The organism is Streptomyces sp. NPDC107559 (assembly GCF_055657365.1).
Window position 1 is genome coordinate 273,255 of sequence record NZ_JBVKBD010000007.1, and the last position, 20,041, is coordinate 293,295.

The following is a 20,041-nucleotide window of genomic DNA, read 5'->3' on the forward strand; positions in this document are numbered from 1 at the left end:
GGCACCCCTCGGGGCCGCCGCTTCGTCGTGTCCCGGCACCCGCACGCCGTGAACGGCCGCGAGGGCGTGAGGACTTGGGCCCGCTCCGGACACGACGGCGTGACGCGGACGAAACGAGCGGTCCCTAATTTCTGTCGCCCGACAGGAATTACGTGCCCAAGGCAGGTGCCGCCGTGACGACCACAGCCGCTTCCGACGTACGTCCCGACCCCCCGAGGCCCCCCGCCGACCAGTCGCTCGCGGAGTTCGGCTACCGCCAGGAACTGCACCGCAGCCTCGGCCGGTACGCCTCGTTCGCCGCCGGGTTCTCCTTCATCTCCGTACTGACGACCGTCTTCCAGTTCTTCGCCTTCGGGTACGCGTTCGGCGGCCCCGTCTTCTTCTGGGCCTGGCCGGCCGTGCTGGTCGGGCAGTTGCTGGTGGCCGCCTGCTTCGCGGAACTCGCCGCCCGCTACCCGATCTCGGGCGCCATCTACCAGTGGTCCTCACGCCTGGCGAACGCCGCCTTCGGCTGGTTCGCCGGCTGGATCATGGTGATCGGGCAGATCGTGGTGGTCGCCGCGGCGGCGCTGGCCCTGCAGATGGTGCTCCCGGCCATCTGGTCCGGCTTCCAGCTGATCGGCACCGACCCGGCCCCCACGTCCGCGGACGGCGCGGCCAACGCGGCGCTGCTCGGCGTCCTCCTGCTGGTCCTGACGACCCTGGTGAACATCCTCGACAACCGGGTGATGTCCCTGGTCAACCGGATCGGCGTGACCGCCGAGATCATCGGCGCGGTGCTCATCGTGGTCCTGCTGCTCACCCACTCCGAACGCTCCCCCGGCATCACCTTCCACACCGCGGGTGCCGCCCAGGACGGCCTGTTCGGCGCGCTGCTGGTGGGCTCGTTCACGGCCGCCTACGTGATGATCGGCTTCGACAGCGCGGGCGAGATGAGCGAGGAGACCCATCAGCCCCGGCGCACCGCACCCCGCACGATCCTCACCGCGCTCGGCGCGGCCGGCCTGCTCGGCGGGCTGATCGTGCTCGGCGGGCTGCTCGCCGCGCCCAGCCTCACCGACGGGCACCTGGCGGTGGACGGTCTCAGCTACGTCCTGACCAGCAGCCTGGGCGACGGCGTCGGCAAGCTGCTGCTGGCCGACGTGGTGGTGGCGATCGCGGTGGCGACGCTGGCGATCCAGACCGCGGCCTGCCGGATGCTGTTCTCGATGGCCCGCGACGGCCGACTGCCCTTCTCCGCCCGCCTGGCGAAGGTCGACCCGCGCACCGGCATGCCCAGCGGCCCCGCGCTGGTCGTGGGCGTCCTCGCGGCGGTCCTGCTGCTGCTGAACTTCGCCTCCCCGGAGGCGTTCCTGGCCATCGGCACCACCTGCATCGTGATGCTCTACCTGGCCTACGCGATGGTCACCGGCCCCCTGCTGGTACGCCGGCTGCGCGGGGAGTTCGCCGTCCACGGCACCGACGAGACGGGCGCCCCGCTGTTCTCCCTGGGCCGCTGGGGCGTCCCCGTCAACGCGCTCGCGCTCGTGTACGGCCTGTTCATGACCGTCAACCTCGCCTGGCCGCGCGCCGCGGTGTACGACCCGGCGGGCGGGCACTGGTACTTCCAGTGGTTCACGGTGCTGTTCCTGCTGGTCACGGTAGGTGTGGGGTTCACGTGGCGGCTACTGCGGGCACAACGAGGGCACTCGGTGTCGGAACTGCCCCCTGTGGAATCTCTCCCAGAACCGACTCGGTAGCGTCCGCCGTCTTGTCCTCGCCGGTCGGCCGGAGGCCCGTGCACTTGTCGAGCGCGACGCTCGGCTTCGAGTGGCCGAGCCGGACCTGGACCACCTGCACGTTGGCGTTGTCGGCAATCAGGCACGAGGCGTGGAAGTCACGCAGCCCGTGGAGCGTCAGCTTCGCGGGCACGCGCACGTTCGCCTTCGCCCTCTCCAGCGCCGCGTTCGCGTCCTCGCGCATCCGCTTCTCCTCGCGCCCGAACCGGAAGGGCCCCCACCCCCTGTGGGAGTGAGGGCCCTTCGTTACGTCGTGGGTGGTCAGTTGTGCGTGCCGTTCCAGGTCCATCGTGAGGACTCGATGCCGGACTGGGGCCGGACGGTGGAGTAGACGGCGTCACCGTTGCCCGAGGTACGCAGGTTGCTGTTCGGGAGCCAGAGGCTGTTGGTGATCTCGTTGTTGTCCGCACGCCACCACTGTCCGTCGTTGCCGGTGTCGCAGGCGCTCGTCCAGACGGCGTTCGTGTCGGTCTTGAAGTCCGTGGTGAGGCAAAGGTCTGCGTCGGTGTACCAGGGCTTCAACTGGCGGAGGGTGATCCCGCTGATGTTGTCGGTTATCGACGCGCCCCAGTACCAGGCGACGGTCGACCCGCTGCAAGAGCCCGACCAGACGTTGCTGGTCGTGGCGGAGTAAGTGAGGCAATTGTGCTCGAATCCGTTCTCGTACACCCATCGGGTGGTCGTCGCGGATGCGGTGGACATCGCGCCGGCCGCGGTGAGCATGAGGGCGGCGAACATCATGGGCAGGGTCAGTCTCAGGGTCTTCAGAGATTTCATGATCGCGAGGATTGAAGCCAGAAGCGTTGGCGATGCAAATCGAACATGAACATGCCATGTCGCGAGAGTCACGATCTTGTCATGCCCTCTTCAGCCATCGACGCCCTGGCGTCGCCTTCATCGGGCACACGCTCGGACCGTCACCGCCGTGCAGATCACTTACCCGGGCCGAGGACACCGGGGCGCGGGGCTACGGCCGGTCGCCCCGCACCCGCGCGTGCAGGTGCATGTCGTGCCAGCCGTCCCGGTGGAGTCCCGCGCTGCGCTTGGTGCCCTCCAGGGTGAAGCCGGTCTTGGCGGCGACCCGGCAGGACGCCTCGTTGGCGGTGGCGTGGGTGAGTTCCAGGCGGTGGAAGCCGATCGCGTCCAGGGCCCAGCCGGCGAGGGCCGCCGTGGCCCGCGCGGCCACGCCCCGGCCCCGTGCGTCGGCCACGGTCCAGTAGGCGACCTCCGCCAGACCCTCGGCGAGCACGATCTCGCGCAGCGCGACCCGGCCGAGCAGCCGGTCGGTGACCTCGTCCACGACGGCCCACTGTGCGTCGCGTTCCCCGGCCCAGGCCAGCCGCCACTCCTCGATCCAGCCGCCGACCTCGTCCTCGGAGTCGGCGGCCCGCAGATGCCACCGGTGCAGGGCCGGGTCCTGGAACGCGCGGTGGACGGCGGGCGCGTCCGCCGCCCGCCAGGGGCGCAGACTCAGGCCGTCACCGGTGGCCAGGACGGGCTGGGGGTGGTCGGCGAGGGTGCCCGCGGGCAGCACGTCGGTCGTCAGAAAGGGCATGGTCGGCATCCTGCCCGGCCGCCCCGAACGCGCCCAGCGGTTTTCCCGGGGCGCGGTCCGCCTCGTAGGCTGGTCGGCGATGAGACGCCGGACCCCGCCACCGCCCTCCCCGCTGCCGCAGCGCGACGGAGTCGACCCGGTGCGGGTGCGACTGCCTGTCCAGGGCTCGTGGGGCACGGTGTGCGGGTATCTGGTCGAGCGGATGTCGGGGGCGCCGTCGGGTGCGGTCGCCGCCATGTTCGAGGCGGGCCTCGTGGTCGGCGCGGACGGACATGCCGTGCCGTCGGACGCGGCGTACGCACCGGGGGCGTATGTGTGGTTCCACCGGGAGCTGCCCGCCGAGGTGCCGGTGCCGTTCCCCCTGGAGGTCGTCCACCGCGACGAGCACATCGTCGTCGTCGACAAACCACATTTCCTGGCCACCACACCGCGCGGCGGCCATGTCGCCCAGAGCGCGCTGGCCCGGCTGCGGCGGGAGCTCGGCATCCCGTCCCTGACCGCCGCGCACCGGCTGGACCGGCTCACCGCCGGGCTGGTGCTGTTCACGGTGCGTCCCGAGGAGCGCGGCGCGTACCAGACGCTGTTCCACGACCGCCTGGTTCGCAAGGAGTACGAGGCGGTCGCCCCGTACGATCCCGCGCTCGCGCTGCCCGCCACGGTGCGCAGCCGGATCGTCAAGGAGCGCGGGGTGCTGGACGCGCGGGAGGTCGAGGGCGAGCCCAACGCGGTCAGCCACGTGGAGCTGCTGGAGTGGCGGGACGGCCCGGGCGGCGCGCTGGGACGGTACCGGCTGCTGCCCAGGACCGGTCAGACCCATCAACTGCGGTTGCACCTCAGCGGGTTGGGTGTGCCGATCCTGGGCGATCCGCTGTATCCCGTGGTGACCGGCCCCCGGCCGGCCGATGACTTCCGGCGTCCGCTGCAACTGCTGGCGCGGGAGCTGGAGTTCACCGATCCGGTCACGGGCGTGGCGCACCGGTTCCGCAGCGGGCGGACGCTGGCGGCGTGGTCCGCGTACGGGGAGTGGGCCGACGGACCGGTCGACGGGCAGGCCGGGGGGCCGGCCGGTCAGTAGCCGCGCCACCAGCGCACCAGGCGCTGCCAGGCTCCGGGCCGGTGAGCCGGCTCGGTCGACGTCGGGGAGAGCCGGTCCGGCTGGGCGGCGGGCGCGGACTGCGGTTCCGCCGGCCCGGGCTGCCCGGCGACAACCGGCCCGGACTGTGCGGCGACGGTCGGCGCGGGCTGCGGTTCGAGCGAACCGACCTGCCAGGTGGAACGCTGTGACGGGATCGGGTTGCCGTGGGTCGGCGTGACCCGGATGTCCTGCTCCGGCTTCGGTTCGAACGCCACCGGCAGTTCGACCAGATGCCGTGAGGCGATGGACGTGGTCCAGCGCAACTCGTCCTCGTCGCAGTCGAGCTGGACGTCCGGCAGACGCCTCAGCAGCGCGTCGACGCCGACGTCGGCGATGGCGCGGCCGACGTCCTGGCCGGGGCACTCGTGCGAGCCGCCGCCGAAGGAGAGGTGGGAGCGGTTGCCCTGCATGCCGGCGGACAGGTCGGGACGTACGCGGGGGTCGACGTTGCCGGGGGCCGGGGCGAACAGCAGCCCGTCGCCGCGGCGGATGCGCCGGCCGCCCAACTCCGTGTCCTGCTTGGCGAAGTAGCCCAGGACGGTACTGAAGGGCGGCTCGTCCCACAGGGACTGCTCGACCGCCTCGGGCACCGTCATCTGGCCGCCGTTGAGCCGGGCCACGAAGCCCGGATCGGTGAGCACCCGGCGCAGCACGTTGCCGAGCAGGTTGGTCGTGGCCTCGTAGGCGGCGAAGAGCACAAGCCGCAGGTGTTCCCTGACCTCGTCGTCGGTGAGCCGCGCCGGATGGTTGATGAGGTGGCTGGTGAAGTCCTCCTCGGGCCGGGCCCGGCGGCGTGCGGTGAGCCGGCTCAGTGCGTCCATGACGTAGCCGTGGCTGGCGATGGCCGTCTCGGTGCCCTTGAGCGCGTCGCGGGCGGCGAGCACCAGCCGGTCGCCGTACTCCTCCGGCATGCCGAGGATCTCGCACAGCACGGCCATCGGCAGGTGCTCGGCGAACTGGCTGACCAGTTCGGCGTGCCCCTTGAGGCAGAAGCCGTTCACCAGGCGCTGGGTGTGGCGGTAGATGTGGCGGCGCACGCCCCGGGGGTCGATCGTCGACATGGCGCCGATGACCGCGCCGCGCAGCCGCAGGTGTTCGTCGCCCTCGGCGTGGGAGCAGATGGGCTGCCAGGCGATGTGCGGCATGAGCGGATGGTCGGGCTTGACCTGGCCCTCCAGCAGCGGGGTCCAGATGCGGCTGTCCCGGGTGTACTGCGAGGGTGTGCGCACCATGTGCATGTTCTCGGCGTGGCCGAGCACCACCCACATCGGTACGTCCTCGTGGAGCAGCACGGGGGCCACGTGGCCGTACTCGTCGCGCAGTTGCTCGTAGAGTTCGCCCAGGTCCGCCGCTTCGGGGCCGTAGATCCGGTGCAGTCCGCCGGGGCCGCGGCCGTGCGCGGGACAGCCGGGGGGCGGGCCGGTCACGAGGTCGTCCGCACCGGTCGGGGAGTGGTGTTCAGAGGTCACGGTGGTCGCTCCGGGAAGGCTGGGGTCGATCCGGGGGTGGGCCGACGGACGGAGGTTCAGACGAGGCTGCCGGACAGTGCCATGGAGTGCAGGAAGCGCATCAGGGTCAGCAGGACGTCGCGGCTGGAGGCACGCCGGCGCACGTCGCATTCGACGATCGGGATCTCGGGTGTCAGGTCGAGCGCCTGGCGCAGGTCCTCGATCGGGTAACGGGGGCCGTCGGGGAAGGAGTTGACGGCGACCACGAACGGCACGCCGCGTTCCTCCAGTTGTCCCATGACGTCGTAACTGACTTCGAGGCGACGGGTGTCGACGAGGACGACGGCGCCGAGCGCGCCCTCGAACAGGCCGTTCCACAGGAACCAGAAGCGTTCCTGGCCCGGGGTGCCGAAGAGGTACAGGACGACCTGGTCGGTGATCCTGATGCGGCCGAAGTCCATGGCCACGGTGGTGGCGGTCTTGGTGTCGGAGCCGTAGTTGTCGTCGACCCCGATACCGGCCTGGGTCATGGTCTCCTCGGTGGTCAGCGGCCTGATCTCGCTGACCGCGCCGACCATGGTGGTCTTGCCGACACCGAAGCCGCCGACGATGACGATCTTGGCCGCGGCCTGCGCCGTGTGCGGCAGCTGGTCCTCGGTCCGTGGGCCCGGGACCGCGTCAGAGCCTTTGAAGTCCATGCATCACCGCTTCGAGAAGGGAACGGTCGGGGAGCTGCCGGCGGACGATGGGGGCGCGCACCTGCACCAGATCGGCCGCCAGCATCTCGGTGACCAGCACGGTCACCACGCTGAACGGCAGGCTGAGCCAGGCCGACAGCTCGGCCACCGACAGCGGGTTGGCGCACAGCCGGAGCACCGCCGCCTGCTCCGGGGTGGCCGAGGAGGGCGGCTCGGCGCGCGCGACGATCAGGGACACCAGGTCCAGGGGCACGCGCTCGCCTTCGGGTCCGGTGATGACGTACAGCCGCTCGGGGTTCTTGCGCTCCCCCTCCTGCGGGGGCTGCGCGGAGGACGGCTGCTCGGGTTCCGTCGAGGGCGGCCGGGCGGCGCGCGGTTGCGGGGGTTGTCGCCGTCGGCGTCGTGGAGGAGTCATACGGTCTGCCCGTTGCGCCGGGGCGGACTGGTCAGATGGGAGCCGATGCGCACGACGAGGTCGCGCATGTGGGCGCTCATGTTGCCCGGTTCGCAGACGACGTCGGCGAGGACCGCGAGATAGGCGTTGGCGCCGGCCGCCATCAGATAGAAGTAGCCGCCGTTCAGCTCGATGATGACGACCTTCATCTCGCCGTCGCTGGTCGGGAGTTCCTGGGCGACGGCACCGGCCAGGCTCTGCAGACCCGCGCAGGCGGCCGCGACCCGGTCGGCGGCGTCCTCGTCACCGGCGTAGCGGGCGATGCGCAGGCCGTCGGCGGAGAGCACCACGATCATCTCGATGCCCGGGACGCTCTTGTAGAGGTCTTTGAGCATCCAGTCGAAGTTCGCTCGCTGCTGGATCACTTGAGGTCCCCCTCGTCGTCGGCTCCGGAGCGGGCCGGCTTGTCGATCAGATGCGTGTACGCGGTCGGGTTGCGCGTGAAGTCCGTCGGGTCCGGGCCCGGGTTGTCCTTCTTCAGGCCCTCCCAGAAGGCCTCGACCCACAGTCCGGGCTCGCGCTCGTCCTTCTTGGGCCCGGGCTCGGGTTCGGTCGGGTCCTGCGTCCAGATGTCGGGCGTGCCCTCACGGGCGGCGCGCTCGGAGGCGGCGGCCTCGGCGTAGCGCTGACTGAGCGGGGTCTTCATCCGGCTGCGGCGCTGCGGCAGGCCCTTCTCGGTCCACTCCGTGACCTCGGGGACGTCGTCCTGCGCGGGGACCGGGTCCGGGATGCGTGGGCTGGTGGGGCGGCGCTTCTTCGGCGGCCGCTTGGGCCCTTCCAGCGCGCCCAGTTCGATCGTGGGTACGGCGGTGGCGCCGATGCCGTGCGCGAAGCCGGGCGCGGGCTCGGAGGTCATCATCTCGGCGGGCACGATGAGGACGGCGCGCACCCCGCCGTACGCGGAGGCGCGCAGCGACACCTGGAGGTTGAACGAGGTGCACAGGCGGCCGACGACCGCGAGGCCCAGGCGCGGGCTGTCGCTGAGGTCCTGGACGTCGACGCCGGCCTTGGCGGCCTCCAGCAGGCCCTCGGCCCTGGCGCGGGCCTCCTCGCCGAGGCTGACGCCCGCGTCCTCGATCTCGATGGCGATGCCGGTCTGCACCTCGACGGCGTTGACGTGCACGTCGGTCTGCGGCGGCGAGTAGCGGGTGGCGTTGTCCATGAGCTCGGCGAGCGCGTGGATGAGCGGCTCTACGGAGATGCCGCGGATGTTGACCTTGGCGATGGAGTCCAGCTTGATGCGGCGGTACTCCAGGATGCGGGACATGGCTCCGCGCAGCACGCTGTACAGCGGGACCGGCTGGGGCCACTGGCGGCCGGGGCGGCCGCCGCCGATGATGGCGATGGAGTCGGCGAGCCGGCCGATCAGCGAGGTGCCGTGGTCGATGCGCAGCAGGTCGTCGAAGACCTCGGGGTTGCGGCCGTGGTCCTCCTCCATCTCCCTCAGCTCGCCCGCCTGCTGGTGGACGATCGCCTGGACCCGGCGGGCGACGCTGACGAAGGCGCGCTGCGCGGAGTCGCGCATCATCTCCTCGCGGTCGACGATGTCCAGCACGGTCTTCACGACGGTGCGGTGCGCCTCGGCGAGGTCGCCGTAGGCGGGGTCCGAGTCGATGAAGTGCCGCATCACCTCGCCGGGCGTGTTCCCGCCGCGCATCACCTTCAGCGCGGTCGGCAGGACCTCCTTCGCGACCCGGAGGTTCACCTCGTCGTGGGCGGCGACCTGGCGTTCCAGATACGCACAGTGACGAGCGTGGTCGGCGTGCGCCTGGCGCAGCCGCCGGCCCCGGCGGACCGCCTCGGCGCCCGCGGCCGTCACCAGGGCCGTGGCGAGGGCGCCGCACAGGCCCACGGCGAGCCGGGCCGGGTGGGCCACCAGGGCGACGGCGGCCCCGGTCGCCGTGGCCATCAGTATGGCGGGCAGCAACAGCACCCGCGCGTAGGGGAGTTCGCGGCGGTCTGGAGGGGACTGGACACTCACCATGTAGGCCCTCGAAACGAATCGGAATCTGTCCACCAATTAGGAACAAACGCACGAATACATGCCAACCCGGTGCGCTGCGGGCGAGCTTAGTCCGACCGGATCAACGCAATGTCATATTCGGCAAGCATCTGAAATCGCCCGCGCAACAGGAGTACGCTCAGCCTCATTTACACGCCGAGCCCTCATTCGAACACGATGCGTGACCGAAGTCGGGTGTGCGAGCCCCCTGCCGAACGGGGTGAGAGACGGCGGCCGGGTCAGACCCCCGCGATCCGCAGCGCCGCGTCCGCCGTGGCCTCGGCGAACACCGACACCGGCCGCTCGGGGTCGGAGCGGTGCACCAGGATGACGCCCTCGATCAGCCCGAACACCAGATCCGTACGCAGTTCCAGCTCACCCTTGGCGAGCGCGCCGCCCGCTCCGGTCGCGGCGAGCAACTGCCGGTAGGCGTCCTTGAGTTCGGCGCGCACGGCATGGAAGCCTGCGAACCGCTCGGTGCGCACCTCGGGCAGCAGATAGAGGCCGCCCAGGTTGTGCGGCCCGCCGCACAGCAGCTCCACGTCGGTCCGGCACAGCCGCCACAGCCGCCCCTCGGCCGGGGTCGCGTCATCGGCGAGCAGCTCACGGGCGTAGGCCAGGGACGGCGTGACGGTGGACTCCAGCAGCGCGGCGAGGAGTTCCTCCTTGCCGGAGACGTAGTGGTACATGGACGCCTGCCGCATCCCCGCCCGCTCGGCCACGGCCCGCGTCGTCGTGGCCGCATACCCCTGCGTGGTGAACAACTCCGCGGCGGCGGACAGCAGTTCGGCGCGCGGTTCCAGACCGCTGTCCGGCCGCTGCGCGGCCCGCGGCCGGCCGACCCTGCGCCCGCTGCTGGTCCCCATGCGTTCGATCCTCGCACACACCCCCCGGCCGCCGATCTCCGTGAGGGCTCGGTAACCGCCCGGCAACGCGCGGGCAATGCCGGTGACGCGGCCCGCGCCTAATTTCTGTCGGGCGACAGAAACTCGGCCGTGCGCATCGACACCGGCACGAGTGAACACCGAAGACCAGCCGCACGAGCGAACCCGAGCCGGAGGTCCCGCGATGGCGACAGCGACCACACACCAAGCCCGCGCCCATGCGCGCGCCCAGGCGGGCGGACACGCCGACGCCATGCCCGTCGTACCGGCCGGGGACTGGCCGGCCCCGCCCTGCGAGGCGGGCCTGCTGGTGTGGGCCGAGACCGTGGCCGGCGGCAACTACACGCACCGGGTCCTCGCCCGCGGCACCGAACTGCGCCTGACCGACCTGCGCGGCGACGCCTGCGCGCATCTGCTGCTGTTCGCCGCCGACCGGCCCTGGGAGCGTCTCAACGTCGCCGACACGGTCAAGGTCCAGTGGAACGCCTACCTGGGCGAGGGGCAGTTGCTCCTCTCCGACCAGGGCCGGGTCCTCGCCTCCGTCGTCGTCGACACCTCCGGCCGGCACGACGCCCTGTGCGGCACCTCCACCCTCGTACGCAACACCGCGCGTTACGGCGACGGCGCCGCGCAGTCCGCCTCCCCGGCCGGGCGCGAACTGTTCAAGCTCGCCGCCGCCAAGAACGGCCTGGCCCCCCGCGACCTGCCGCCGTCCCTCTCCTTCTTCCAGGGCGTACGGGTCGGCCCGGACGGCGTCCTCGGCTTCACCGGCTCCGCGGGCCCCGGCGGCAGTGTCACCCTGCGCGCCGAGCAGGACGTGACCGTGCTGATCGCCAATGTGCCGCACCCGGCCGACCCCCGCCCGGACTACCTCAGCACCCCGCTGGAGGTGCTCGCCTGGCGCGCGGCGCCGACCGGTCCCGGCGACCCGCTGTGGGACGCCACCCCCGAGGGCCGCCGCGCCTTCCTGAACACCGCCGGATTCCTCGCCGCGAAGGGGCTCGCATGAACACCAAGACCGTGGTCCCGGCCCGTGCGGCCTGGAGTTCCGTCGTCCGCGCCGGTGACACGCTCACCATCACCGACCTGCACGGCAACCAGGCCGTCGACTTCCTCGTCTACGACGCCCACGACACGTCCGTGCGCTACAGCGCGTCCGACACGATCCACGCCCAGGGCAACGTCTTCCTCACCACGGGCAGCGTGCTGCTGTCCAACGAGCACACCCCGCTGATGACCGTGCTCGCGGACGACGTCGGCCGGCACGACACGATCGGCGGCGCCTGCTCCAAAGAGTCCAACATTCTGCGCTACGGCCACCACACCTGGTCGCAGCACGCCTGCGTGGACAACTTCCTCGCCGAGGGCGCCCGGCACGGCCTCGGCAAACGCGACCTCGTCTCCAACGTCAACTGGTACATGAACGTGCCCGTCGAACAGGACGGCACCCTCGGCATCGTCGACGGCCGCTCCGCCCCGGGCCTGGCCCTCACCCTGCGCGCCGAACGCGACGTCCTGGTCCTCGTCTCCAACTGCCCCCAGATCAACAACCCCTGCAACGGCTTCGAACCGACCGCCGTGGAGATGACGATCACCGGAGCGGACGCATGACCTTCGACACCCTGCTGGTCGCCAACCGGGGCGAGATCGCCGTACGGATCATCCGCACCGCCCGCGACCTCGGACTGCGCACCGTCGCCGTGTACTCCGACCCCGACCGCGGCGCCCCGCACGTCCGGCTCGCCGACGAGGCGGTACGGCTCGGCCCGGCCCCCGCCAAGGAGTCCTACCTCGACGCCGACCTGGTGCTGAAGGCCGCCAAGGACACCGGCGCCGGCGCGATCCACCCCGGATACGGCTTCCTCTCGGAGGACGCCGCCTTCGCGCGCCGCTGCGAGGACGCCGGCATCGTGTTCGTCGGCCCGACCCCGGACCAGCTCGACCTGTTCGGCGCCAAGCACACGGCGCGGGCGGCGGCCGAGCGGGCCGGGGTGGCCCTGGCCCCCGGCACCGGACTGCTGGCCTCCGCCGAGGAGGCGGTGGCGGCCGCCGAGCGCATCGGCTACCCCGTGATGCTCAAGGCCACCGGCGGTGGCGGCGGCATCGGCATGTCCGCCTGCCGCTCCGCCGCCGAACTCACCGAGGCCTGGGACCGCGTCCAGCGCGTGGCCGCCGCCTCCTTCTCCTCGGCCGGGGTCTTCCTGGAGCGGCTCGTGGAACGCGCCCGCCATGTCGAGGTCCAGGTCTTCGGCGACGGCGCGGGCCGGGTGGTCACCTTCGGCGACCGCGACTGCTCCCTGCAACGCCGCAACCAGAAGGTCCTGGAGGAGGCGCCGGCCCCCGGGCTCCCCGAGCCGGTCCGCGCACAACTCGCCGACTCCGCACGCATGCTGTGCGCATCGGTGGGCTACCGCTCGGCCGGCACGGTCGAGTTCGTCTACGACGCGGCCCGCGAGGAGGCGTACTTCCTGGAGGTCAACACCCGCCTCCAGGTGGAACACCCGGTCACCGAGGAGGTGTACGGCGTCGACCTCGTCGCCTGGATGCTGCGACTGGCCCGCGGCGAACGCGACGTCGTGCGCGACCCCGGCACCCCGCGCGGCCACGCCGTCGAGGCCCGCCTCTACGCCGAGGACCCCTCCCGCGAACACCGGCCCAGCGCGGGCCTGTTGACCCGCGTGGAGTTCCCGGCCGGGGTGCGCGTCGACGGCTGGGTGGAGACCGGCACCGAGGTGACGACGTCGTACGACCCGATGCTCGCCAAGGTCATCGCCTACGGCCCCGACCGGGAACACGCGCTGCGGCGGCTCGACGAGGCCCTCGCCCGCACCCGGGTCGACGGCATCGAGACCAACCTGGGCCTGGTGCGCGCCGCGCTTACGGACCGGGACTTCCGGGCCGCGGCCCACTCCACCGCCACCCTCGCCCGGGTCACCGATCCGACCCCGCGCGTCGAGGTCGTCTCCGGCGGCACCCTGACCACCGTGCAGGACTGGCCGGGCCGCACCGGCCACTGGCAGGTCGGCGTGCCGCCCTGCGGCCCGATGGACGACCTGTCGTTCCGGCTCGGCAACCGCGCGCTGCACAACCCCGAGGGCGCGCCGGGCCTGGAATGCACCCTCCAGGGCCCAACGCTGCGGTTCAGCCACGCCACGACCGTGTGCGTGACCGGCGCCGCCGCACCGGTCACCGTCGACGGCACCCCCGTCGCCCAGTGGGAGCCGGTGACCGTGCCGGCGGGCGGCGTCCTGGCGGTCGGGGCACCCGCCGAGCACGGCCTGCGCACCTACGTCCTGTTCGCGGGCGGCGGCCTGGACGTGCCCGCCTTCCTCGGCAGCGCGAGCACCTTCACCCTCGGCCGCTTCGGCGGGCACGGCGGGCGGGCCCTGCGCACCGGCGACGTACTGCACGGCGGCACGGTCGCCGAAGGCACCCCCGTGCCCCTCGCCGACCGGCCCGCCCACGGCGCGGTCTGGCACCTCGCCGCGGCCGAAGGCCCGCACGCGGCACCGGAGTTCTTCACCCCCGACGACATCCGCGCCTTCTACGCCGCCGACTGGAAGGTCCACTTCAACTCGGCGCGCACCGGAGTGCGCCTGGTCGGGCCCAAGCCCCGCTGGGCCCGTACCGACGGCGGCGAGGCGGGCCTGCACCCGTCCAACATCCACGACACCCCGTACTCCGTCGGCGCCGTCGACTACACCGGCGACATGCCGGTACTGCTCGGCCCGGACGGGCCCTCGCTGGGCGGGTTCGTGTGCCCGGCGACCGTGCTGAGCGGCGAGCGGTGGAAGCTGGGCCAACTGCGCCCCGGCGACACCGTGCGCTTCGTGCCCGTGGACGTCGACGGCTCGCCGCGCGCCGAGATCACCGACGGCGGGATCCTGGCCCGGGACGGCGACGTGACCTACCGGCGCAGCGGCGACGACAACCTGCTGGTCGAGTTCGGCCCGATGCAGCTGGACCTGGCGCTGCGCATGCGCGTCCACGCGCTGATGGAAGCGGTGGCCCAGGCCGGGCCGGACGGGATCGTCGACCTCACCCCCGGCATCCGCTCGCTCCAGATCCACACCGACCCCCGGCGCCTGGCGCTGCCCGAACTCCTCGCCCGCGTAAGGGAGACGGTCGCCGCGCTGCCGCCCACCGACCGGCTGGTGGTCCCCTCACGCACCGTCCATCTCCCGCTGTCCTGGGACGACCCGGCCACCCGGGAGGCGATCGCCCGCTACATGGCGGGCGTGCGCGACGACGCGCCCTGGTGCCCGTGGAACATCGAGTTCATCCGCCGCGTCAACGGCCTGGAGTCGGTCGCGGACGTGTACCGCACGGTCTTCGACGCGGAGTACCTGGTCCTGGGCCTGGGCGATGTGTACCTGGGCGCACCGGTGGCCACACCGCTGGACCCGCGCCACCGCCTGGTGACGACGAAGTACAACCCGGCCCGCACCTGGACGGCCGAGAACTCGGTCGGCATCGGCGGGGCCTACCTGTGCGTCTACGGCATGGAGGGACCCGGCGGCTACCAGTTCGTGGGCCGTACGACCCAGGTGTGGTCGCCCTGGCAGCAGCGCGGCGCCTTCGAGCCGGGCTCGCCCTGGCTGCTGCGCTTCTTCGACCGGATCAGGTGGTACCCGGTGGACGCGGACGAACTGCTGGAGCTGCGCGCCGACATCACCTCCGGACGCTTCGTGCCCCGGATCGAGGAAGGCACCTTCTCCCTCGCCGACTATCAGGACTTCCTCGCCGAACACGCCGACTCCATAGGGGAGTTCAAGGAACGCCAGCAGTCGGCGTTCGCCGCCGAACGCGAAGCCTGGGCGGCGGCGGGCGAGTTCACCCGGGCGGACGCGGCCGCCGCGCCCGCCGCTCCCCCGGCCGCGGTGACGGTCCCGCCCGGCGGCCGGCTGATCGAGGCGGAGTTCGCGGCCTCCGTCTGGCAGGTGAACGTCTCGGCGGGCGACGAGGTGGCCGCGGGAGCGCCGCTGCTCGCACTGGAGGCGATGAAGATGGAGTCCAGGGTGCACGCGCCGGCCGCCGGCGTGGTCGCCGAGGTCCTGGCCAGGCCCGGCGACCAGGTGGAGGCGGGCACGGCGCTGCTCGTCCTGGCCCCGGCCGACCGGCCCTGACCGCCCGGCCGCGGCCGTTCGCCTCCGTCCCCGGCCGTCCACCTCCCTCACCGCCTCCGTCCCCGGTCCTCCACCTCCCTCACCGCCTCCTCCCCAGTCCCCGCGCGCACCACCGCGCCCGCACCGTCGGGCCTCACCGTCCGGCCACGCCCTCACCGTCCGGCCCCGACCGCACCACCCGCACCGCACCGCCCGGGCCACCCCCCCTCCGGCTCCGACCACCCCACCCTCCCCGGCGGCCCGGTCGGCATCCGGCGGGCGCCCGGGCCGCCGAGATCGAAGGAGCACCCATGCCCTCCGCCCTGTCCCGAGTCCGGGCCGCCCACCGGCGCATCGAGGCCGTCGACCGCCCGGAGATCTGGATCGGTCTACGGCCGCTCGCCGAGGTCGAGGCCGAGGCCGAGGCGATCGACGCGCGCGTGGCCGCCGGCGAGCGGCTGCCGCTCGCCGGGCGCCTGCTGGCGGTGAAGGGCAACATCGACGTGGCCGGTCTGCCCACCACGGCCGGCTGTCCCGGGTACGCCTACGCGCCGCAGGCCGACGCCCCCGTAGTGGCCCGGCTGCGCGCGGCCGGCGCGCTCGTCCTGGGCACCACGAACCTGGACCAGTTCGCGACCGGTCTGGTCGGCACCCGCTCCCCCTACGGCGCCGTCCGCAACGCGCACGCCCCGGACCGGATCAGCGGCGGCTCCAGCTCCGGCTCGGCCGTCGCGGTGGCCCTCGGGATCGCCGATCTCGCCCTGGGCACGGACACCGCGGGCTCGGGCCGGGTACCGGCCGCCTTCAACGGCATCGTCGGCCTGAAGCCGACCCGCGGGCTGGTCCCCACCGCGGGCGTGGTCCCGGCCTGCGCGTCGATCGACTGCGTGACGGTGTTCGCCCGTACGCTCCCGGAGGCCGAGGAGGCGCTGGCCCACATGGCGGTGCCGCCCGGCCGGCCGGTCCCCGCGCGCGCCCCCGGCCCGTGGCGGGTCGCGGTCCCGGCACCGGAGCGGCTCGGCGAGCTCGACCCGGGCTGGGCCGAGGCCTGCGCGGCGGCCGTCACCCGGGTCGCCGCGACGGGTGCCGACGTACGCACGATCGACCTCGCCCCGTTCACCGAGGCCGCCACGATGCTCTACGACGGCGCGTTCGTCGCCGAGCGGTACACCGCGGTCGGCAGCTTTGTCGACAAGTTGCTCGCCGAGGGCGGTGAGGGCCTCGACCCCACCGTGGCCGCCATCATCACCCGGGCCCGCGACATCCCGGCACACCGGCTCTACGCCGACCAGAACCGCCTGGCCGCCCTGCGCAGCCAGGCGCTCGCGGAGCTCGCCGACGCGGACGCCCTGCTGCTGCCCACCGCACCGGGGCATCCCACCCTCGCCGAGGTGGCCGCCGACCCGCTGGGCGCGAACACCCGCCTGGGCCGCTTCACCAACTCCACCAACCTGTTCGGCCTGGCCGCGGTCGCCGTCCCGGCCGGGGAGGTGAACGGTCTGCCGTTCGGCATGATGCTGGTGGGCCCGGCGCACACGGACGAGCGGCTGGTCCGGATCGCCGGACTGCTCAGGCCCCCGGCGCGGCTGGCGGTGGTCGGGGCGCACCTGTCCGGTCAGCCCCTCAACCCGCAGCTCCTGGCGCTGGGCGCCCGGCTCGAGCGTACGACCACGACGGCGCCGTTCTACCGGCTGCACGCCCTGCGGACCGATCCGCCCAAGCCTGGGCTCGTCCACGTGGGCGAGGGGGGTGCCGGGATCGAGACGGAGATCTGGAGCCTGCCGGCGGAGGGCCTCGGCCTGCTGCTGGCGGCCCTTCCGCGCCCGATGGCCCTGGGCAGCGTGGAACTGGCGGACGGCAGCCGGGTGCCCGGCTTCCTGTGCGAGCCGGGCGCGCTCGCCGACGCCGAGGACATCACGTCGTACGGCGGCTGGCGGGCCTATCCGGGGGCCTGACACGACGGCTCGCCGAAGCGGGGCGGGGGACCGCGCGACCGGGCGCGGCCCACCCGTACCCGCTCGGCGCAGGGTCACCCGACCGACGAGTAGGCGACCACGCCCCGCAGCAGCAGGTCGACCGCCTTGCGGGCGTTCTTCGCCACGGTGGATCCCTCCGGCTGCGGGGCCGCCGCGATCTGCCCGAGCACGTCGATGACCTGCTTGCACCAGCGCACGAAGTCGCCGGCCGGCATCTCCGCCTCGCGCAGCACCTCGTCCAGGCCCTTCCCGGACGCCCACATGTACGCGGCCCAGGCGAACCCGAGGTCGGGCTCGCGCTGGCCGACGCCCTCGGTCTGGTTGATCCGGAAGTCCTCCTCCAGCGCGTCCAGCCGGCCCCAGATGCGGACCATCTCGCCGAGCGCGGCCTTGGCCTTGCCCGAGGGCACCTTCGGCGCCATCGCGTCGTCGGCGGCCCGCGCCTCGTACACCAGCGCCGAGACGCACGCGGCGAGTTCGGCCGGGGCGAGCCCCTCCCAGACACCGGCCCGCAGGCATTCGCTGGCCAGCAGGTCCAGTTCGCCGTAGAGCCGGGCGAGCCGCTTGCCGTGCTCGGTCACCTCGTTGCCGCGCAGGTAGTCCAGCTCGGTCAGGAGCGCGACGATGCGGTCGAAGGTGCGGGCGATGGTGTTCGTGCGGCCCTCGATACGGCGCTCCAGCTGCGAGGTGTCGCGCAGCAGCCGGTGGTAGCGCTCGGCCCAGCGGGCGTGGTCCTCCCGCTCGTTGCAGCCGTGGCAGGGGTGGGCACGCAGTGCGGTGCGCAGCCGGGCGATCTCACGGTCGTCGGCGGCCTGCGAACGCTGCTTGCGGGCCCGCTCCGGCGGAATGTGCCCGGCCTTGGTGCGCAGCGCGGAGGCGAGGTCCCGGCGGGACTGCGGGGAACGCGGGTTGAAGGACTTCGGGATCCGCATCCGCTCCAGGGCCTCGACGGGCACCGGGAAGTCCATCGACGCCAGCCGCTTGACCTGCCGTTCGGCGGTCAGCACCAGGGGGCGCGGCCCGTCGTGCTGCTCGAAGCCCCGGTGACCGTTGGACCGCCCGGCCGGCAGCCCGGGGTCCAGGACCAGGGCCAGACCGGCGTACTTGCCGGTGGGCACGTGGATGACGTCACCCGGCTTGAGCTTCTCCAGGGCCACGGCGGCCTCGGCGCGCCGCTGGTTCGCGCCCTGCCGGGCCAGCTCGGTCTCGCGGTCCTTGAGTTCGCGGCGCAGCCCCGCGTACTCCTCGAAGTCGCCGAGGTGGCAGGTCATGGAGGTCTTGTAGCCCTCCAGTCCCTCCTCGTTGCGCTGCACCTGCCGGGAGATCCCGACGACCGACTTGTCGGCCTGGAACTGGGCGAAGGACGTCTCCAGCAGCTCGCGCGAGCGGTGCCGGCCGAACTGCTCGACCAGGTTGACCGCCATGTTGTACGACGGCTTGAAGCTGGAGCGCAGCGGATACGTGCGGGTGCCGGCCAGGCCGGCCAGGTGGTCGGGGTTCATGGCGCGCTGCCACAGCACCACCGCGTGGCCCTCGACGTCGATGCCGCGCCGGCCGGCCCGGCCGGTCAGCTGGGTGTACTCGCCGGGGGTGATGTCGGCGTGCTGCTCGCCGTTCCACTTGACGAGCTTCTCCAGCACCACCGAGCGGGCGGGCATGTTGATGCCGAGGGCGAGGGTCTCGGTGGCGAACACGGCCTTGACCAGGCCGTGGACGAAGAGCTCCTCGACGACCTCCTTGAACGTCGGCAGCATGCCCGCGTGGTGGGCGGCGATGCCCCGCTCCAGACCCTCCAGCCACTCGTAGTAGCCCAGGACATGCAGGTCCTCGGAGGGGATGGAGGCGGTGCGCTCCTCCACGATCCGGCGCACCTTGACCCGCGCCTCGTCGTCGTTGAGCCGCAGGCCCGCGTAGAGGCACTGCTGCACGGCGGACTCGCAGGCCGCGCGGCTGAAGATGAACGTGATGGCGGGCAGCAGCCCTTCGGCATCGAGGCGTTCGATGACCTCGGGGCGACTCGGCGTCCAGATCCGCGAGCGCTGTCTGCGCTCGCGCTCCCGGTCGGCCTCGCGCATGGAACGGCCGCGTCTGCGGTCCTGGTAGGTGGGCCGGCTCGCCTCCGTGCGGGCCAGCCGGGCGAGGTCGGGGTTGACGGCCCGCTTACGGCCCTCGCCCTCCTCGAACAGGTCGTACATCCGCCGGCCGGCGAGCACGTGCTGGAACAGCGGGACGGGCCGGTGCTCGGAGACGATCACCTCGGTGTCGCCGCGGACGGTGTCGAGCCAGTCGCCGAACTCCTCGGCGTTGGACACGGTCGCCGACAGCGAGACGAGGGTGACCGACTCGGGCAGGTGGATGATCACCTCTTCCCAGACCGCGCCGCGGAAGCGGTCGGAGAGATAGTGCACCTCGTCCATGACCACGTATCCGAGGCCCCGCAGGGTCTGCGAGCCGGCGTACAGCATGTTCCTGAGCACCTCGGTGGTCATCACGACCACGGGGGCGTCGGAGTTGACGCTGTTGTCACCGGTGAGCAGGCCGACCTTGTCCGCGCCGTAGCGGCGGCACAGGTCGGCGTACTTCTGGTTCGACAGCGCCTTGATGGGTGTCGTGTAGAAGCACTTCTTGCCCTGCTCCAGGGCGAGGTGGACGGCGAACTCGCCCACGATCGTCTTGCCGGAGCCGGTGGGTGCGGCGACCAGTACGCCCTTGCCCGCCTCCAGCGCCCGGCAGGCCTCTATCTGGAACGGGTCGAGGCCGAAGTCGTACATCTCGCGGAAGGAGGCGAGCGCGGTGGCCTGCTCGGCCGCACGCGTGCGTGCGGCGGCGTACCGCTCGGCCGGTGAGAGGTCCTCTGTCATCGTGCTTTCGAGCGTACCGGGCGCCACTGACAACAGGACGATCATTATCCGGATCCAGGTCCGTGAAACCTTGGATCCGCCCAGCTCACGGCGCCGGTACCGGCCTGCCGTCCGAGGTGTGGGGCCCGGCCGGGACCCCGAAGAC

16 protein-coding genes are annotated in these 20,041 nt (G+C 72.5%); 7 read left to right on the top strand and 9 right to left on the bottom strand.

The features are described from left to right. Positions 1–173 precede the first annotated feature (173 nt). The gene (locus ACZ7OY_RS22525; protein WP_471912988.1) at positions 174–1,739 is read left to right on the top strand and encodes an amino acid permease; all 1,566 of its coding nucleotides are present in this window, start codon (positions 174–176) and stop codon (positions 1,737–1,739) included. 38 nt (positions 1,740–1,777) lie between these two features. Then, positions 1,778–2,014 (top strand): hypothetical protein, encoded by a 237-nt coding sequence (locus ACZ7OY_RS22530; protein WP_471912989.1) that lies wholly within the window; start codon positions 1,778–1,780, stop codon positions 2,012–2,014. 25 nt (positions 2,015–2,039) lie between these two features. Here the strand turns inward: ACZ7OY_RS22530 and ACZ7OY_RS22535 are convergent, their stop codons facing one another. Further along, positions 2,040–2,555, bottom strand: a complete 516-nt coding sequence (locus ACZ7OY_RS22535; RefSeq protein ID WP_471912990.1) for a hypothetical protein — start codon at positions 2,553–2,555, stop codon at positions 2,040–2,042. A gap of 190 nt (positions 2,556–2,745) precedes the next feature. Beyond that, on the bottom strand, positions 2,746–3,333 hold the full coding sequence (locus ACZ7OY_RS22540; RefSeq protein WP_471912991.1) for a GNAT family N-acetyltransferase: 588 nt from the start codon (positions 3,331–3,333) through the stop codon (positions 2,746–2,748). Positions 3,334–3,412: 79 nt separating this feature from the next. On the opposite strand from ACZ7OY_RS22540, the gene ACZ7OY_RS22545 reads away from it, so the two are divergent. Then, complete coding sequence (locus ACZ7OY_RS22545) at positions 3,413–4,408, top strand: RluA family pseudouridine synthase (protein WP_471912992.1); 996 nt, start codon at positions 3,413–3,415, stop codon at positions 4,406–4,408. On the opposite strand, the gene ACZ7OY_RS22550 is transcribed toward ACZ7OY_RS22545, so the two are convergent. The 6 genes from ACZ7OY_RS22550 to ACZ7OY_RS22575 form a co-directional block, all read right to left on the bottom strand. Continuing rightward, positions 4,402–5,937 carry a cytochrome P450 gene (locus ACZ7OY_RS22550; protein ID WP_471912993.1) on the bottom strand — a complete coding sequence of 512 codons (1,536 nt, stop codon included), beginning with the start codon at positions 5,935–5,937 and terminating at the stop codon, positions 4,402–4,404. The two genes, ACZ7OY_RS22545 and ACZ7OY_RS22550, sit on opposite strands and share 7 nt — an antisense overlap. A gap of 56 nt (positions 5,938–5,993) precedes the next feature. After that, positions 5,994–6,614, bottom strand: a complete 621-nt coding sequence (locus ACZ7OY_RS22555; RefSeq protein ID WP_471912994.1) for a GTP-binding protein — start codon at positions 6,612–6,614, stop codon at positions 5,994–5,996. Beyond that, positions 6,595–7,029 (bottom strand): DUF742 domain-containing protein, encoded by a 435-nt coding sequence (locus tag ACZ7OY_RS22560; protein WP_471912995.1) that lies wholly within the window; start codon positions 7,027–7,029, stop codon positions 6,595–6,597. Before ACZ7OY_RS22560 ends, ACZ7OY_RS22555 begins: the two co-directional genes overlap by 20 nt. Next, entirely contained in the window at positions 7,026–7,433 is a 408-nt protein-coding gene (locus ACZ7OY_RS22565; RefSeq protein WP_351607804.1) for a roadblock/LC7 domain-containing protein, read from the bottom strand. The genes ACZ7OY_RS22560 and ACZ7OY_RS22565 overlap by 4 nt, the downstream gene beginning before the upstream one ends. Then, a complete protein-coding gene (locus ACZ7OY_RS22570; RefSeq protein ID WP_471912996.1) occupies positions 7,430–9,052 on the bottom strand; it encodes an ATP-binding protein in 1,623 nt (540 codons plus the stop codon). The genes ACZ7OY_RS22565 and ACZ7OY_RS22570 overlap by 4 nt, the downstream gene beginning before the upstream one ends. Positions 9,053–9,309: 257 nt before the next feature. Further along, positions 9,310–9,936 carry a TetR/AcrR family transcriptional regulator gene (locus tag ACZ7OY_RS22575; RefSeq protein WP_471912997.1) on the bottom strand — a complete coding sequence of 209 codons (627 nt, stop codon included), beginning with the start codon at positions 9,934–9,936 and terminating at the stop codon, positions 9,310–9,312. Positions 9,937–10,138: 202 nt separating this feature from the next. Here ACZ7OY_RS22575 and ACZ7OY_RS22580 point away from each other — a divergent pair, with 202 nt between their 5' ends. From ACZ7OY_RS22580 to ACZ7OY_RS22595, 4 genes are all read left to right on the top strand, one after another. Then, a complete protein-coding gene (locus ACZ7OY_RS22580; protein WP_471912998.1) occupies positions 10,139–10,963 on the top strand; it encodes an urea amidolyase associated protein UAAP1 in 825 nt (274 codons plus the stop codon). Beyond that, positions 10,960–11,565 (top strand): urea amidolyase associated protein UAAP2, encoded by a 606-nt coding sequence (locus ACZ7OY_RS22585; RefSeq protein ID WP_471912999.1) that lies wholly within the window; start codon positions 10,960–10,962, stop codon positions 11,563–11,565. The genes ACZ7OY_RS22580 and ACZ7OY_RS22585 overlap by 4 nt, the downstream gene beginning before the upstream one ends. Then, positions 11,562–15,080: a 5-oxoprolinase/urea amidolyase family protein gene (locus ACZ7OY_RS22590; RefSeq protein ID WP_471913000.1), complete on the top strand. Its 3,519-nt coding sequence runs from the start codon at positions 11,562–11,564 to the stop codon at positions 15,078–15,080. Before ACZ7OY_RS22585 ends, ACZ7OY_RS22590 begins: the two co-directional genes overlap by 4 nt. Positions 15,081–15,370: 290 nt before the next feature. After that, the gene (locus ACZ7OY_RS22595; protein ID WP_471913001.1) at positions 15,371–17,014 is read left to right on the top strand and encodes an allophanate hydrolase; all 1,644 of its coding nucleotides are present in this window, start codon (positions 15,371–15,373) and stop codon (positions 17,012–17,014) included. 74 nt (positions 17,015–17,088) lie between these two features. Here ACZ7OY_RS22595 and ACZ7OY_RS22600 read toward each other — a convergent pair whose 3' ends face one another. Beyond that, positions 17,089–19,941: a DEAD/DEAH box helicase gene (locus ACZ7OY_RS22600; RefSeq protein ID WP_471913002.1), complete on the bottom strand. Its 2,853-nt coding sequence runs from the start codon at positions 19,939–19,941 to the stop codon at positions 17,089–17,091. Positions 19,942–20,041 lie beyond the last annotated feature (100 nt).

Excerpts from the sequence above, each read along its gene's own strand:
- ACZ7OY_RS22600 (WP_471913002.1), bottom strand. The coding sequence starts at position 19,941 with ATGATCGTCCTGTTGTCAGTGGCGCCCGGTACGCTCGAAAGCACGATG.
- ACZ7OY_RS22545 (WP_471912992.1), top strand. The coding sequence starts at position 3,413 with ATGAGACGCCGGACCCCGCCACCGCCCTCCCCGCTGCCGCAGCGCGAC.
- ACZ7OY_RS22570 (WP_471912996.1), bottom strand. The coding sequence starts at position 9,052 with ATGGTGAGTGTCCAGTCCCCTCCAGACCGCCGCGAACTCCCCTACGCG.
- ACZ7OY_RS22555 (WP_471912994.1), bottom strand. The coding sequence starts at position 6,614 with ATGGACTTCAAAGGCTCTGACGCGGTCCCGGGCCCACGGACCGAGGAC.
- ACZ7OY_RS22585 (WP_471912999.1), top strand. The coding sequence starts at position 10,960 with ATGAACACCAAGACCGTGGTCCCGGCCCGTGCGGCCTGGAGTTCCGTC.
- ACZ7OY_RS22535 (WP_471912990.1), bottom strand. The coding sequence starts at position 2,555 with ATGAAATCTCTGAAGACCCTGAGACTGACCCTGCCCATGATGTTCGCC.
- ACZ7OY_RS22595 (WP_471913001.1), top strand. The coding sequence starts at position 15,371 with ATGCCCTCCGCCCTGTCCCGAGTCCGGGCCGCCCACCGGCGCATCGAG.
- ACZ7OY_RS22540 (WP_471912991.1), bottom strand. The coding sequence starts at position 3,333 with ATGCCCTTTCTGACGACCGACGTGCTGCCCGCGGGCACCCTCGCCGAC.
- ACZ7OY_RS22560 (WP_471912995.1), bottom strand. The coding sequence starts at position 7,029 with ATGACTCCTCCACGACGCCGACGGCGACAACCCCCGCAACCGCGCGCC.
- ACZ7OY_RS22590 (WP_471913000.1), top strand. The coding sequence starts at position 11,562 with ATGACCTTCGACACCCTGCTGGTCGCCAACCGGGGCGAGATCGCCGTA.
- ACZ7OY_RS22575 (WP_471912997.1), bottom strand. The coding sequence starts at position 9,936 with ATGGGGACCAGCAGCGGGCGCAGGGTCGGCCGGCCGCGGGCCGCGCAG.
- ACZ7OY_RS22580 (WP_471912998.1), top strand. The coding sequence starts at position 10,139 with ATGGCGACAGCGACCACACACCAAGCCCGCGCCCATGCGCGCGCCCAG.